The following is a 13,781-nucleotide window of genomic DNA, read 5'->3' as shown; positions in this document are numbered from 1 at the left end:
CCCATGCGAGGATACTGCGTATCCGGTATTAGCATTCGTTTCCGAATGTTATCCCGGTCTTGCAGGCAGGTTGCCTACGTGTTACTCACCCGTCCGCCGCTAACCTTCCCCGAAGGGAAGATCCGCTCGACTTGCATGTATTAGGCACGCCGCCAGCGTTCGTCCTGAGCCAGGATCAAACTCTCCATAAAAGTGGATTGGTTTGCGTGTACAACCGAAGGTTGGACATGCAGCATTCCGCAGAAATGAATTCGCTTGTTAGCTCATTCAAAAAACTAGCTTGTTTAAACCTTTTGACAGGTCGCTCATTGTTCAGTTTTCAAGGAACAAAGTCGTTACATTCATCGTCCGGCTCATGACCGGAATTAGAATATATCATATCTCGAAACCGTTTGGCAAGCCTTAATTTCGGGCTTGTTTCGTTTTCGATCACCGTGCCGTTTCTCGTTTGTCCCGGCCGGAATTAGAATATACCACGATGTCGAATAGAGTTGCAAGTTGTAAAATCTTACAGTCGCAAACCATTCAAGAAATCGGCAAAGGCACAACGGCTATCGAGCGGCAGCGACAGCCCAGATAGTCTATTCAAACGATCGGGTTTGGTTACCCGGGACGGCATATTCCCAGCGCCAGCTGAACGGGTACCGCTCCGAAAGGGCGAGCGGAAGACTTCCGGCCGGCGGATTACCGCTCGTCTTCCGGATCTTCCTCGAATTGCGCGTACGTGCCCGCGCCATGAAGCGCCATCCGGTATTCCGTCGGATTTTGGCCGGTGTACTTCATGAACACCTTCGTAAAATACCGGCGTTCGGAGTACCCGACCTCCTTCGCGATCTGGGCGACGCTCTTCGGCGTGTCCTGCAGCAGCGCCTTGGCCGCCTCCATCCGCTGCCCCGTCACGTATTCGATGAACGTCTCGCCGAAAGCGCCCTTGAACAGCAGGCTGAAATGCGACGTCGACAATCCGACGTGCGTCGCGGCCTCTTCCACGCTCAGATCGCGGAACAAGTGGCGGTCGATGTAATGCTTCGCCTGCTCCATCAGCAGCTCGGAATGCTTTCGCTTGTCCGTCGACCGCGCCGCGCCTTCGCTCGACGCCTGCCGGATGGCGGCGAGCAGGTCCTTGACGCCGAAGCGGCGGTCCATCTTGCGCCACAGCGCCTCCTCCTGCTCCCGGGGAAGCAGGCCCGCTTCCTTCAGCTCCCGCATCAGGTGCAGCGCCAGAAAGTGCAGCCACGCTTTCAGCCGCCCCTCGGGCACGCCGCCCGCTCCCTGAAGCCGCTTCGCGATCCGCCGCTGCTCTTGGTCCACGCCTCCCGCGTCCCCGCGCTTCATTGCCGCGATGAGCCGCTCGGCGATCTCCCAGAGCGTCCGGCCGATCTCGTAGGCCGGGGGCTGTTCCGCGCCATAGAAGGCGATCGGACCGCCGTCCGAGGCAAGCTGCATGCCGCGCCGGACGGTCGTATACGCCGCCGACAGCTCGTTCATCGCGGCGATTTTGTAGTACGCGCCCGCGTGCAGCCCAAGCTTCGCGTGCTGCCGCACGGCCTTCAGCAGCAGCTCCGTCCAGCCGACGACCCGCTTGCCGCACAGCTGTTCGCGCTCGGCGTCCGCGCCGCCGGGAACGGGCGGGTCGTCCGCGCCGCCCAGCAAGAGCACGCACCATTCCCCGTCGCGCATCTGAATGACCGAATGCGGCACCCCCTCTCGCCGCAGCGCGTCCCGCAGGATGTTGCAGACGGCGAAATTCCACCGTTTCCGCTCCTTGTCCGGCCAGTCGCGCCAGTCCCGCACGTCCTCCGAGCAGACGTCGATGTCGAGCACGACCAGCGTATACTTCGGCTCGCCGAGCAGCCGCTCCTGACCCGCCAGCAGCCAGTTGTCCGGCGTCGAATCGGTATAGTCCATCAGGACGTCGTAGAGGAGCTTCTCGTTGGCCAGGTCCATGATGCGCTCCAGCTTGCGCTGCTCCTCCCGCTCCTGCTGCGCGCGCTTGCGCCGCTCGGACATGACGCGGGCGATGACGCCGGTCAGCTCGTCGTACGGGATCGGCTTCAGGATGTAATCCTTGACGCCGTATTGAATGGCCGATCGCGTATACGCGAAATCCTGATAGCCCGACAGCATGATCACGTCGCACGGCAGCCCGCGCTCCCGAATCTGCCGCACGAGCTCCAAACCGTCCATGACCGGCATCCGGATGTCGCAGAGCACGAGGTCGGCGGGATCCGCCGCCAGCAGCTCCAGCGCTTCGACGCCGTTTCTCGCCGTACCGGCGATTTCCAGTCCCAGCATGCTCCACGGAATGACCTTCTCCAGGTTGCGCGTGATCGGAGGCTCGTCGTCGACGAGCAGTACTTTGCCGTTCATGTCCTCACCTCTGCTTCGGAATCGTGATCCGGATGACCGTCCCGTGCCCCGGCGCCGAACATAGCCGCAAGCCGTACTTCGGCCCGTAATGGATGCGCAGCCTGTCCGCGACGTTATGCAACCCGAGTCCCCGCCGCTCGCCCTGCTCGGCAGGGTTGGCCCGGGACGCGCCGGATCGTTCGAGACCGTTGATCCGCTTGAGCGCCGCTTCGTCCATGCCGATGCCGTTGTCCGTCAGCTCGAAGACGAGCGCGTCCGCCCCGGCCTTGACGGCGATGCGGATCATTCCCGCGTACGGAAGCCCCTCGAAGCCGTGCTGGATGCTGTTCTCCACGAGCGGCTGCAGCGTCAGCTTCAAAATCGTGCAGTCCAGCGCCTCGTCCGCCGCGTCGAGTTCATAGACGAACATGTCCTCGAACCGGTATTTTTGAATCTCCAGGTAGCTGCGGACGTGCTCGACTTCCTCGCGGATCGTGATCGTCTCGGAATGGTGCATGCTCGTGCGCAGCAGGATGCTGAGCCGGCGGACCATCGCCATGATTTTGCCGCCTTCGTTCTGCGCCGCGAGGGCGTTGATCGACTCCAGCGTATTGAACAGAAAATGCGGCTTGATCTGCGCCTGCATGAGCATCATCTCCGCGCGCTGCTTGCGTTCCTGCTCCTGCCGCACCTCGGTCAGCAGCCGGCCGATCGTTTCGACCATGCTGTTGAAGCTGCGGGCGAGCAGCACGGTCTCGTCCTTGCCTTTCGCCGGCACGCGGATGTCCAGCATGCCCTGCTCGACGAGGCGCATTTTGCGGACGACGCGGATGATCGACTTGGCCACCCCGCTGACGAAGAAAATGTTGAACAGGATCGCGAACACGAGGCAGAGCAGCGTGATCCCGCCGATCCACTGCACGAAGCGCACGTTCTCGCTCGTCAGCGACTGCCACGATTTCACGGACACGAGCACCCAGCCGCTGCGGTCCAAATCGTACGCGGAGATCAGCGAGTCCTCATGCCCGAACAAGCCGCGGTAGCTCGCGTAGCGCTCGGCCGCAGGCAAGTCCAGCTTCGTCTCGGCGTTCACCGGACGGCCCGCGAGCTCGTGGCGGCTGTCCATCAGGACGAGGCCGTCCCGGTCGACGATAAGGTACCGGGTCTGCGTCTGCTGCCCGCCGGTCAGCGTGAAGTCCTGCAGCATGCTGTCGACCTCGTCCGACTTCACCTGCGTGACCATGATGCCGGCGTCGTTCAAGGTATCGGCGTCCTTGACGAGCCGCATCTGCGTGAACAGCGCGGCGCCCGTCCCCGTCAGCTCCTGCTGCTCGTAGGGACCGAGCCAGAGCGGGCGCCCGGCAAGCTTCAGAATCTCGGGGTAGACGGAGTGCCTCTGGAGCCGTTCGTACGGGATCGGCTTGAACGTCGTCGGGTCGTTGCGGTACGAGCGAAACATCGTGCCGTCCCTGCCGTAAAGCACGACCATGCTGAGCGCGGGATTTTGAAACAGGATCTTGCCGAGCGACTTCTCGTACTGGCTGATGGCGATCAGCCGGCTCGCGTCGTTCACGGAATCGCGGGAGCTGCGCAGCGCGTCCTGCACGCTCGGATTCGTCACGCCGGCGTCCGTCAGCTGGTCCAGCTCCCGGAAGAAATAGCGGATGTTGCCGCCGACCGCCTTCAGCGTGATTTCCGTCTGTTCGCTGTACTTCTTCTCCAGCAGATGCTCGGAATTAAGGAACGACGCGATGCCGAGCCCGATGAGCGGGACGACGATGAGCGCGATGAAGGCGAGCAGCAGCTTGGGGCGAAGATTCATGGGCGGTGGGCTCCTTGTCGATATCGCAGCTTTCGCGGGAACCGGGCAGGTTCGGCCGCGCGGGCGGACGAAGGGATGGAAGAATCAGCACTTGACGCTGCCCGCCGTCATCCCGTCGATGATCTGCCGCTGCAGGAACAGGTAGACGGCCAGCACCGGCGCGATGCTGATGATGACGGCCGCGGACAGGGACGAGAAGTTCGTCCGGTAACCGTCGTTGAACGTCGCCATGCCGGTCGGCAGCGTGCGGAGGGACTCCGTCGTCACGAAAAGCTGGGAGAAAATATATTCGTTCCAATTGCCGATGAACGCCAAAACGAACACCGTCACGAGCGCCGGCGCGGTGACCGGCAGGACGACCCTGGCGAACAGCCCCGCCGCCCCCAGCCCGTCGGCGACGCCCGCTTCCTCGAGCTCGGGCGGCACGGAGCGCATGAAGGCGTGGAGAATGAAAACCGTGATCGGCAGCGCATACGTGCAGTATACCAAAATCAGCGACGGCAGCGTATCGATCAGCCCGAGATCCGTCACGAGCCGGTACAGCGGGATGAACACCGCGCTCGGCGGCACGATCAGCCCCGCCAGCACGAACGCGTACAGCCGCGTGCTGAGTCCGCGGTACCGCATCCGCGATAGCGCGAAGGCGGTCGCCGAGGCGAGCAGCAGCGTCAGAAGGCACGCCGAGAGCGTCACGACGAGGCTGTTCAGCGCATAGCGGCCGATATGGGCGGTCTCCCAGGCCGCCTTGTAGTTGGCGAAGTCGAACCGCTTCGGCAGCGCCCACGTGTCGACGGTAATCTCCCGGTTCGTCTTGAACGAGGAGAGCAGCAGCCACCCGAGCGGAAACAGCGTGACCGCGACATAGGCGCAGAGCAGCAGATGCAGCGGAAATTGGCTTCGGCGGAGACGGTCCGCCAGCCGAGGGCCGCTGCGAGCCGTACCCGTTCCCGGCCGCGAAACGTTCAAGGACGGGGCGCGTTTCATCCCTCCCGCACCTCCTCGGATCCGGCGATGCGCTGCAGCATGCCGGTCATGACCAGCGTGATGACGAACATGGCGACGCCGATGGCGCTGCCGTACCCGAGCTCCAGGGAACGGAAGCCGACCTTCAGCATGTACGTCGACATGACCTCCGTCGATTGGAACGGTCCGCCGTTCGTCATGATTTGGACGATATCGAGGACCTTCAGCGTGCCCGAGACGCTGAGCAGCAGCATGACGAACAGGACGGGACGGATGAGCGGGAGCGTGATCAGGCGCGTCTCGCGCCAGCCGTTCGCGCCGTCGATTCTGGCGGCATCGGACACCTCGCCCGGAATGTTCAGAATCGCGGCCAGGCACAGCACGATGAAGAAGCCGACGTTCTGCCAGGCGTTCGCGATCAGAATGGCGAGCATCGCGAGGCGCGGATCCGCCAGCCATTCCCGGGCCCAGCTCTCCCCGCCGATCAGCCGGAGCGCCTGGTTGATCAAGCCGGAGTCGTAATCGTAGAGCACGCCGAAAAGGATCGCGACGATGGCGGTCGAGATGACGACGGGCACGAACACGGCCGACTTGTAAAAGCCGCGCAGGCGACGGACCTTGCCGATCGCGATCGCCACGGCCAGCACGAGCGGAATGTTGACGGCGAGCGAGAACGCCATGAAGAGCAGGTTGTTGCCGAACGCTTGGCCGAACGTCGCGTCGCGCAGCAGCCGCTTGAAGTTGCCGAGGCCGATGAACGTCCGCTCGGAGATGCCGTCCCACCGGAACAGGCCATACACGAACGACACGGTGACCGGATAGACGAAGAACAGCGCGTACAGCAGCAGGGTCGGAATCACGAAGGCCGCGTAGGTCCAAGGATTCCGCAGCGTTTTGTTCATGGGGACCTCCTGATCGTGGACTGGTCGAACGGAAAAGAGGGCGCCCGGTTCGGCAGGACGCCCTCCCTGTGTCGCAAGCGACCGCGCTGACGCCAGACGGGATCGCCGGCGCGGCTATTTCTGCGCGTTCGCCTTCTCCTGGGACGCCTGGATTTCCTTCGCCACGTCCTCCGGCTTCTTCACTTTGCCGATCAGCTCCTGCAGGCCGACGCCGACGTCGGCGCCCACGCTCGGCTGGACGATCGCGTCGAACGCCTTCCAGGAGGACGATGCGCCTGCCATCACCTGCAGCACCTCGGAGATGAGCGGATCGACGCCGGACAGATCGGACAGCTTCATGGACGGCAGCACTTTGTCTTCGAGCAGCGTCCGCTTCTGGACCTCCTCGGTATAGAAGTCGCGGATGAACGCCTTGACCATCGCTTTCTGGTCGTCCGTCAGGTTGGACGAGAAGCCGAAGCCGTTGGAATAGCTGGCGTTGATCGACGTCTGGTCGCCCTTGCCGCCCGGGATGGCCGGGAACGAAAAGTAGCCGATATTGCCCTTCAGGTCGCCGGCCTCGTCGCCGGTAAACCGGTTCGCGTCCCACGTGCCCGTGAACACCATCGCGGCATCGCCCTTCAGGAAGCGCGCCCCTTGCTCCGCGTACGGCAGGCCGAGCGCGCCCTTGGTGAAATAATCGCGGTTCACGAGCTTCGCGTAATCGGCGAAGCCGGCGACAAAGTCGGGGTCGGTCCATTTGGCCGCGCCCGTCACGAGCCCTTCGAACGCCTTGATGCCGACGCGGCGCTCCATGACCGTGTTCCAGAGCATGCCGTTGACCCACGCGTCCTTCGCGGCCAGCGCGAACGGCGTCTTGCCTTTCGCCTTGATCGCGTCGGCGAGCGTCAGCAGCTCGTCGAACGTCTTCGGAATGGACAGCCCCATGTCCGCGAACATCTTCTTATTATAGAAAATGCCTTCGCTGTAGCCGCCGAACGGAAGGCCGTACACCTTGCCGTCGACCGTGAATTCGTCGAGACTCGCGAATTTGTCCTTGATGCCGAGCTCCTCGATGATCGGCGTCAGATCGAGCATCCGGCCCGCCTTCACGTACAGGTTCAGGTCCGCGCCGCCGAACACCTCGAAAATATCCGGCGGGTTGCCCGCCGCCATCTCCGCCTTCAGCTTCTGGTCGCGGTTGACGACCTCGTCGATGCCCTCCAGATTGATTTTCAGTCCCGGATTCTCGTCCATCGTCTTCGCGACGACGTCCTGGAGAATCTTCAGGCGGACCTTGCTCGTTTCTTTGATCTGCGTATGGCGAAGCGAGAGGGTGACGTCCTTGGGCGCCGGGGCGTTCGCGTCGTCCGCGCCGTTCGCGGGCGCGTTCGGCGCCTCGTTCGTCGCGCCGCCATTGCCGTTCGCGCCGTCCGCGCCGTTCGACGAGCCGCAAGCCGAGAGCAGGAGCGCCGCCGACATCAGCGTCGCCGCGGCCGCCGTCAAGCCTTTCTTCATGAGAAGACCTCCCCGTATTCGTATGGTTACCGTGCCTGTCGCCGCTGCTTACACTTGCATTATATAGGGAGCTGGAAAATGAAAGGAGGTCGAAAATACGACGGGCGAGGGCGACTTTTCGACGGAGCCGCCTGGCGGGGGAGAAAAATAAACGCCCACAGGACGCGAACATCCTGTGGGCTGCGGGCGATGCGGAGAATCGTATCCCCGCGCCGAGCGAATGCGCGCGGGTCGTCCGTTAGTCCGTTACCAGGCGTACGCGCGCGGCGCTTCGCCGCCCGGGCCCGGGAAAATCTCGTCGATGCGCGCCAGCGTCGCGGCGTCCAGCTCCACGTCGACGACGCGCAGGGAGCGCTCGAACTGCTCCAGCGTGCGCACGCCGATGATCGGGGCGGTCACCGCCGGGTTGGCGAGCAGCCAGGCCAGCGAGACGACGTCCTCGCGTTCGCCGAGCTCGTCGCACAACGCCGCGTAAGCCGTCAGCTGCGCCGCGTGCTTGTCCGCGCGCGCCTTGTCGCCGCTGCGCTTGCCGGCGCCGCCGCGGTTCAGGTTGCCCGCCAGCAGGCCGCCGTCGAGCGGGCTCCACGGAATGACGCCGATGCCGAGCCCTTGCGCCGCCGGCAGCACTTCCAATTCCGGCAAACGGCAGAGCAGGTTATATTTATGTTGTTCCGAGACGAGGCCGAGTATTCCGCGCGCCTTCGCCTCGCCCTGCGCGACGGCCAGATCCCAGCCCGCGAAGTTGCTGGCGCCGACGTAGCCGATCTTGCCTTGGTTCCGGGCGACCTGGAAGCCGTTCCACAGCTCGTCCCAGCCGACGTTGCGGTCGACGTGATGCATTTGGTACAGCTCGATGTGGTCGGTCTGCAGCCGCTTCAGGGAGCCTTCGAGATGCCGGCGCAGCTTGTACGCCGACAGGCCGCTCTCCCGGTTCGGGCCGTCCGTCTCGTCGTGCATGTCGCCGTGGAATTTCGTCGCGAGCACCGTGCGCTCGCGGCGTCCGCCGCCCTGCGCGAACCAGCGGCCGATGATTTCCTCCGTGCGGCCGGCGTTCTCGCCCCAGCCGTAGATGTTCGCCGTATCGAAGAAATTGATGCCGGCGTCGAGCGCCGCGTCCATGATTTTGAACGCTTCCTTCTCTTCCGTGTCGACGCCGAAATTCATCGTGCCGAGGCACAGACGGCTGACCTTGAGGCCCGAACGTCCCAAATACGTGTACTTCATCCTCCATCGCTCCTTCGCTTGTGTTGATCCGGCCGCGCCGGCGCCGCGCCTCCCGCACGGAGGCCGTCCGTCCGCGCATCCGGACTCTCGAACGTCAAAAACGCGCAACAAAAAAATGAGGAAAGGATTCCCTTCCTCATTATAATGAAAAACGCTCCGCGATGGGTATGTCATGACGTCTTATTTTTCGGGACGCATGCCGAGCACCGCATCCCGGACGGCTCGGTAAAAGCCCCGCCACTCCGGGGCGGCGCCTTCGGGTCCGATGGCGGAATGTCCGCCCTCGACTGCTTCCCCGCTTGGCGGCGCGCCGTCCGCGCGCCCGCTCGCGCGCGGCGCCGCTCCTCCGGCCTGCTCGCCCGAAGGCGCCCCGAACCCGGCATCGCGTCCCGCTTCCGAGCGGCTTGCCTCGCCTCGTCCGTCCGCTTGTTTCTCCGCCATCGCGGTCCCCTCCTTCGCTTCGCTGCGCCGTTCTCGATCCGGCGCCCCGGGTTTAGCCTTTCAGCCGATGCTTCCGCAGCGAGAACAGCTCCCGCAGCTCGTCGGTCGATAGCTCCGTGATCCAATTCTCGGAGCCGCTGACGACCTGCTCGTTCAGCAGCTGCTTGCGCGCGATCATGTCGTCGATCCGCTCCTCCAGCGTGCCGAGCGTCACGTACTTATGCACCTGCACGTTGCGGCGCTGGCCGATCCGGAACGCCCGGTCGGTCGCCTGGTTCTCGACGGCGGGATTCCACCACCGGTCGAAATGAATGACGTGGTTGGCCGCCGTCAGGTTGAGCCCCGTGCCTCCCGCCTTCAGCGAGAGCACGAACGCGCAGCCCGGCTCGGCTTCGTTCTGGAACGTCTCGATCATCGCGTCGCGCTCCGCCTTCGGCACGGCGCCGTACAGATACGGGGTCGGCAGGCCGAGCCGCTCCTCCAGCAGCCGCTTCAGCGTCGCCCCCATCTCCACGTACTGCGTGAAGATCAGGCAGCGCTCGCCTTCCGCCGCGATCTCCTCCGCCATCTCGAGCAGCCGCAGCAGCTTATTGGAGCGCTCCGGATCCCACGCCCCGGAAGAGACGCGGTCCTCCTTCAGCAGCAAGCTCGGATGGTCGCACACCTGCTTCAGCCGCGTCAGCGTGGACAGGATCAGCCCGCGCCGCTGCAGACCGCCGGCCTTCTCCAGGCCGTTCATCAGCTCGGACACGACGTTCTCGTAAAGCGCGCCCTGCTCGACGGTGAGCGACAGGTACGTGTTCATCTCGTTCTTCTCCGGCAGCGAGAGCTGGATGGCCGGGTCCTTCTTCAGGCGCCGCAGCATGAACGGCTTCACCCAGCGCTGCAGCTCCGCGATCCGTTCCTCGTCCCGGTCCTTCTCGATCGGGAGGACGACCGCCTGGCGGAATTCGTTCAGACTGCCGAGGTAGCCCGGATTCGTGAAATCATACAGCGACCACAGCTCCGTCAGCCGGTTCTCCATCGGCGTGCCCGTCAACGCGATGCGGTGGTTCGCCGGCAGGCGCCGGATGGCCGAGGACTGCTTCGTGTAATAGTTCTTGATGTTCTGCGCCTCGTCCAGGCAGACGACGTCCCAGCCGACGCCCGTCAGCTCCGTCTCGTCGATGGGCGCCAGCGTATAGGACGTGACGACGAGGTCCGCGTCCGCGGCCGCCGCCGCGAACTCCTCGCCGCGCAGCCGCTTCGGCCCGTAATGGACGAGCACGCGGATGCCCGGCGCGAAGCGCTCCAGCTCCTTCTCCCAGTTGCCGATGACCGACGTCGGGCAGATGAGGAGCGACGGGCCGAGGCCGCTCGTCTCCATGACATGCTGCAAGTACGCGGTGAACTGGATCGTTTTGCCGAGGCCCATGTCGTCGGACAGGCAGGCGCCGAGACCGAAGCGCCGCAGAAACGCCAGCCACGACACGCCCTGCAGCTGGTACGGCCGCAGCTCGCCCTGGAAGGCCTTCGGCTTCTCGACGAGCGGCAGCTCGCTGGATTCGTTCAGCTTCGCGATCCAGGCGGCCAGATGCTCGTTCAGCTCGACCTCCGCGGTGAGCGCTTCGCCGATCTCGCTCTCCGGCTCGAGCTCCGTCTCCCCGCGCAGGTGCATCTCGAAGACGTCGCGCATCGTGAAGCCCTTCTTCGCGCCGTTCTTCTTCAGCCAGCGGCGCAGCCGCTCCATGTCGCCGGGATCGAGATGGACCCACTCCCCGCCGACCTGCAGCAGCCGCTTGTTCTGGGCCGCGAGCTGCAGGAATTCCGCCTCGCTCATGTCGACGTCGCCGACCGCGAGCTTCCAGTCGAAGTCAACGATCTGCTGCAGGCCGAACATCGACTGGTCCGACGAGCCGACGGACGACTTGACCTTCGCCTTCAGCCTCAGCTTCCGGCTGCGGGCGGCTTCCCACCAGCCCGGCAGCAGCACGGAGCAGCCCGCCGCCAGCAGCTTGACGCTCTCGCGCTCGAGAAACTGCCACGCCTCCTCGTCCGTGAGCTCCGCCGCGCCGACGCGCTCTCCGGACGCGTCTTCTTCGGCGTTCGCGCCGTCGCCGAACCGCTTCCAGTCCGCCAGCGCGGCCGCCCACTTGGCTTCCTCGCGCTCGAGCCGCGCGGCGACGTGGGGCTGCCACTCCGCCGGCAGATCGTCCGGCGGCGCGATGCGCGCCGGACCGGCGTCTCCCGCGGACGGCTCCAGCGTGAACCACGCCCCGCCGTTCGCCCGGTCCTGCAGCGCCGGCCGCAGCCGCCAGCCGCGGCCTTCGCCCGGCTCGAGCAGCTGCAGGGCGATGCGGAACGGCACGTGGTCCCGCTTCATGCCGATCGAGACGAGCCAATCGTCCTCGTCCGCCGCCTTCATCGCGAGCGCGCTTTCGCCCGCGGCCGCGGCGGCGCCGCGCCACGCCTGCTCCGCCGCCGGGTTCGTCGCGATCAGCTCCTCGACGGTCCCGTCGAGCCAGCCCTGCACGGCGCCTAGATCGCCGTTCGCCTCGAGCCGCGGCACGAGCGCCCGCCAGGCCGCCAGCGCATCGGCTTCGCGCTGCGGCACGTCGAGGCGCCATGCCCGGGCCTCGGGGCGCCAGCGCGACCAATCCGGCGTGTACCAGCCGTTCAGCAGCGCCTCTCGCAGCAGCCCCGCCAGCTCGGACAGCGCGTCGACGCGCTCCGTCCATTCCACGCGCAGCAGCTTGACGGGCTCCGGCGCCGACAGGTAATCCAGGGCGACGGCGGGCGTCAGCAGCATCTCCGTCCGTTTCAGCCGCTCGTTGTTCGTCTCCTCGATTTCCGCGCCGTACCAGGACGCCTCGTGCCAGGCGAACAGCAGCCGCCGCAGCCGGATCGTCAATCCGGCGGCATGCGCGGCCGCGAGCACGACGCCCTCCCCGTTCTTCCAAAATCCGTCCACTACGATCGTTTCCGCGCCCGTGAATCCTCTCATGTGACGATCTTTCCCCTCCACAGCTCTTCCTGCAGCGCCCGCAGCCGCTGGTGCTTCCGCACGATCCCGTCCACGAAGCGGCTCCAGGCTTCGCCCTGCTGCTCCGCTTTATACAGCTTCTCCAGCCGCTTCATTAATTTGACCGCCTGCCGATAGCCTTGGCGGTTGCGGGAACGGATCGCCCCGTCGATCGCCTGGTGGTACAGCGGATACAGCACGCGCGGCGCCGCCTTGCCGATCTCCCGGACGAGCTGGACGTCGATCTCGTCGGGCTCGATGCCGAACAGCAGCTGCAGGTCCGCCCACTTCTCGTACTGCCGCTGGTCGAGCCAGTGTTCCGTCAGCGCCGAATAAGAATACGGCAGGAACGACACCAGGTGCCCCTGCCAGCTCGGATTGTCCGGCTGCTGCCGGTCCGCGAGCCGGCACATCGTCAGGAACGGCCCGAACGCCTTGGACTTGCGGTCGACCGACAGCCCGCCGTACAAATAGCCCATCCAGGCTTCCAGCTTGGGCCAGTTCCGCTCCTCCAGCCGCTGCAGGGCGCAGTCCGACGCGAGCAGCGCCGTGCGGTTGAACGCGGTCTTGCCGAGCAGCGCCATGGCGTCGTCGTCCCGCTCGTCCGCGAAGGCCAGGAACGCCAGCGCCATCGGCACGAAGAACAAGCCGCGCTCCTCCTTGGTCCGGTCGAGCTCGGCGCGCAGCAGCGCTTCTTCCTTGGCCGCCCAGCCGGCATCGCCGATCAGCCGCGACCACAGCGCGAAATAGAGCGTCTCCCACCGGTGCAGCTGCTGCTCGCGATCCATGTCCCGGGCGTGGAAGAACGCCAGCAGGCCGTTCACGGCCGCGCGCTCCTCCGGCGTCAGCGCCGCCGGGTCGAGCTCGGCCGCAAGCTCCTGGTACTGGTTGATCCACGGCTCCGTCATGCGGGCGAACGCCATCTCGTAATAGTAGCGGCTGTAGCTGTCCGTATGGCCGTACGCCCGCTCAGCCTGCTCCAGCACGAAGACGATGCCGTGCATCCAGTGCAGGCGGCGCAAACCTTCGTTCCATAGCTTGGAAGCCGCCTTGATCGCGGTCAGCACGGACTGGAGCGGATGAAGCGAGTGCCGGCACTGCCGCCACGTCTCGCCGTGCCGCGCCTCCATGTCGCCCAGCCACCGGTCCGGCGCATGCTCGAGCGACGACGGGTCCGCCGCCGGCCGCTCCGCCGCGCCCGGTTCGGGCGCGAGGCCGTTCAGCATCCGGTTGTGCAGCTCGTCGGGGCTTTCGCCGATCGACGCGTAATACGCGTAGAAGACGGCCGCCATATGCTTGCAGCTGCCGCGAACCGGACAAGTGCACGTGCTGAACGCGAAGTCGTCGCTGTCCAGCGTGACGGCGTAGATCGCCGTGCCTTTCACCACGCCGTAGACGGAGAAGCCTTCCATCGCTTGGACGGAGAGCACCTTCTCCCGGCGGTAATAATCGAATCCCTTCTCCAGCACGTCGAGCGGGATGCCGCTTGCGATCGCGGCCTCCAGCGCCCGAAGCCGCCCGTCCTCCAGCTGAAAAAACGCGCTCATGGCGACCCTCCGTTCGTGTATGCCCATTCCCGCCA

9 protein-coding genes and 1 rRNA gene are annotated in these 13,781 nt (G+C 65.2%); all 10 read right to left on the bottom strand.

Annotated elements, in window-relative coordinates; translation table 11 throughout:
* Positions 1-191, bottom strand: a 16S ribosomal RNA gene (locus tag I8J29_RS11615); the annotation flags it as partial.
* A gap of 493 nt (positions 192-684) precedes the next feature.
* Positions 685-2,370, bottom strand: a complete 1,686-nt coding sequence (locus tag I8J29_RS11610; RefSeq protein WP_208847771.1) for a response regulator transcription factor — start codon at positions 2,368-2,370, stop codon at positions 685-687.
* 4 nt (positions 2,371-2,374) lie between these two features.
* Positions 2,375-4,171 carry a cache domain-containing sensor histidine kinase gene (locus I8J29_RS11605; RefSeq protein WP_208847770.1) on the bottom strand — a complete coding sequence of 599 codons (1,797 nt, stop codon included), beginning with the start codon at positions 4,169-4,171 and terminating at the stop codon, positions 2,375-2,377.
* 84 nt (positions 4,172-4,255) lie between these two features.
* Positions 4,256-5,155, bottom strand: coding sequence for a carbohydrate ABC transporter permease (locus tag I8J29_RS11600; RefSeq protein WP_208847769.1), 900 nt, complete (start codon positions 5,153-5,155; stop codon positions 4,256-4,258).
* Positions 5,152-6,036 (bottom strand): carbohydrate ABC transporter permease, encoded by an 885-nt coding sequence (locus I8J29_RS11595; protein WP_208847768.1) that lies wholly within the window; start codon positions 6,034-6,036, stop codon positions 5,152-5,154. The genes I8J29_RS11600 and I8J29_RS11595 overlap by 4 nt, the downstream gene beginning before the upstream one ends.
* A gap of 114 nt (positions 6,037-6,150) precedes the next feature.
* Positions 6,151-7,533, bottom strand: coding sequence for an extracellular solute-binding protein (locus I8J29_RS11590; RefSeq protein ID WP_208847767.1), 1,383 nt, complete (start codon positions 7,531-7,533; stop codon positions 6,151-6,153).
* A 246-nt stretch (positions 7,534-7,779) separates the two neighbouring features.
* A complete protein-coding gene (locus tag I8J29_RS11585) occupies positions 7,780-8,757 on the bottom strand; it encodes an aldo/keto reductase (RefSeq protein WP_208847766.1) in 978 nt (325 codons plus the stop codon).
* A gap of 180 nt (positions 8,758-8,937) precedes the next feature.
* Positions 8,938-9,198: a hypothetical protein gene (locus I8J29_RS11580; RefSeq protein WP_208847765.1), complete on the bottom strand. Its 261-nt coding sequence runs from the start codon at positions 9,196-9,198 to the stop codon at positions 8,938-8,940.
* A 52-nt stretch (positions 9,199-9,250) separates the two neighbouring features.
* The gene (locus tag I8J29_RS11575) at positions 9,251-12,181 is read right to left on the bottom strand and encodes a DEAD/DEAH box helicase (protein WP_208847764.1); all 2,931 of its coding nucleotides are present in this window, start codon (positions 12,179-12,181) and stop codon (positions 9,251-9,253) included.
* The gene (locus I8J29_RS11570) at positions 12,178-13,746 is read right to left on the bottom strand and encodes an SWIM zinc finger family protein (RefSeq protein WP_208847763.1); all 1,569 of its coding nucleotides are present in this window, start codon (positions 13,744-13,746) and stop codon (positions 12,178-12,180) included. The genes I8J29_RS11575 and I8J29_RS11570 overlap by 4 nt, the downstream gene beginning before the upstream one ends.
* Positions 13,747-13,781 lie beyond the last annotated feature (35 nt).

It is taken from the genome of Paenibacillus artemisiicola, from assembly GCF_017652985.1.
In the GTDB taxonomy this organism is placed as follows: domain Bacteria; phylum Bacillota; class Bacilli; order Paenibacillales; family Paenibacillaceae; genus Paenibacillus_Z; species Paenibacillus_Z artemisiicola.
Note: the sequence above shows the minus strand (reverse complement) of the source record. Positions and strands in the feature narration are given on the sequence as shown.

Bases quoted from the DNA above. Each gene is read 5' to 3' on its own strand.
- I8J29_RS11610 (WP_208847771.1), bottom strand. From the start codon at position 2,370: ATGAACGGCAAAGTACTGCTCGTCGACGACGAGCCTCCGATCACGCGC.
- I8J29_RS11585 (WP_208847766.1), bottom strand. From the start codon at position 8,757: ATGAAGTACACGTATTTGGGACGTTCGGGCCTCAAGGTCAGCCGTCTG.
- I8J29_RS11595 (WP_208847768.1), bottom strand. From the start codon at position 6,036: ATGAACAAAACGCTGCGGAATCCTTGGACCTACGCGGCCTTCGTGATT.
- I8J29_RS11580 (WP_208847765.1), bottom strand. From the start codon at position 9,198: ATGGCGGAGAAACAAGCGGACGGACGAGGCGAGGCAAGCCGCTCGGAA.
- I8J29_RS11605 (WP_208847770.1), bottom strand. From the start codon at position 4,171: ATGAATCTTCGCCCCAAGCTGCTGCTCGCCTTCATCGCGCTCATCGTC.
- I8J29_RS11600 (WP_208847769.1), bottom strand. From the start codon at position 5,155: ATGAAACGCGCCCCGTCCTTGAACGTTTCGCGGCCGGGAACGGGTACG.
- I8J29_RS11570 (WP_208847763.1), bottom strand. From the start codon at position 13,746: ATGAGCGCGTTTTTTCAGCTGGAGGACGGGCGGCTTCGGGCGCTGGAG.
- I8J29_RS11590 (WP_208847767.1), bottom strand. From the start codon at position 7,533: ATGAAGAAAGGCTTGACGGCGGCCGCGGCGACGCTGATGTCGGCGGCG.
- I8J29_RS11575 (WP_208847764.1), bottom strand. From the start codon at position 12,181: ATGAGAGGATTCACGGGCGCGGAAACGATCGTAGTGGACGGATTTTGG.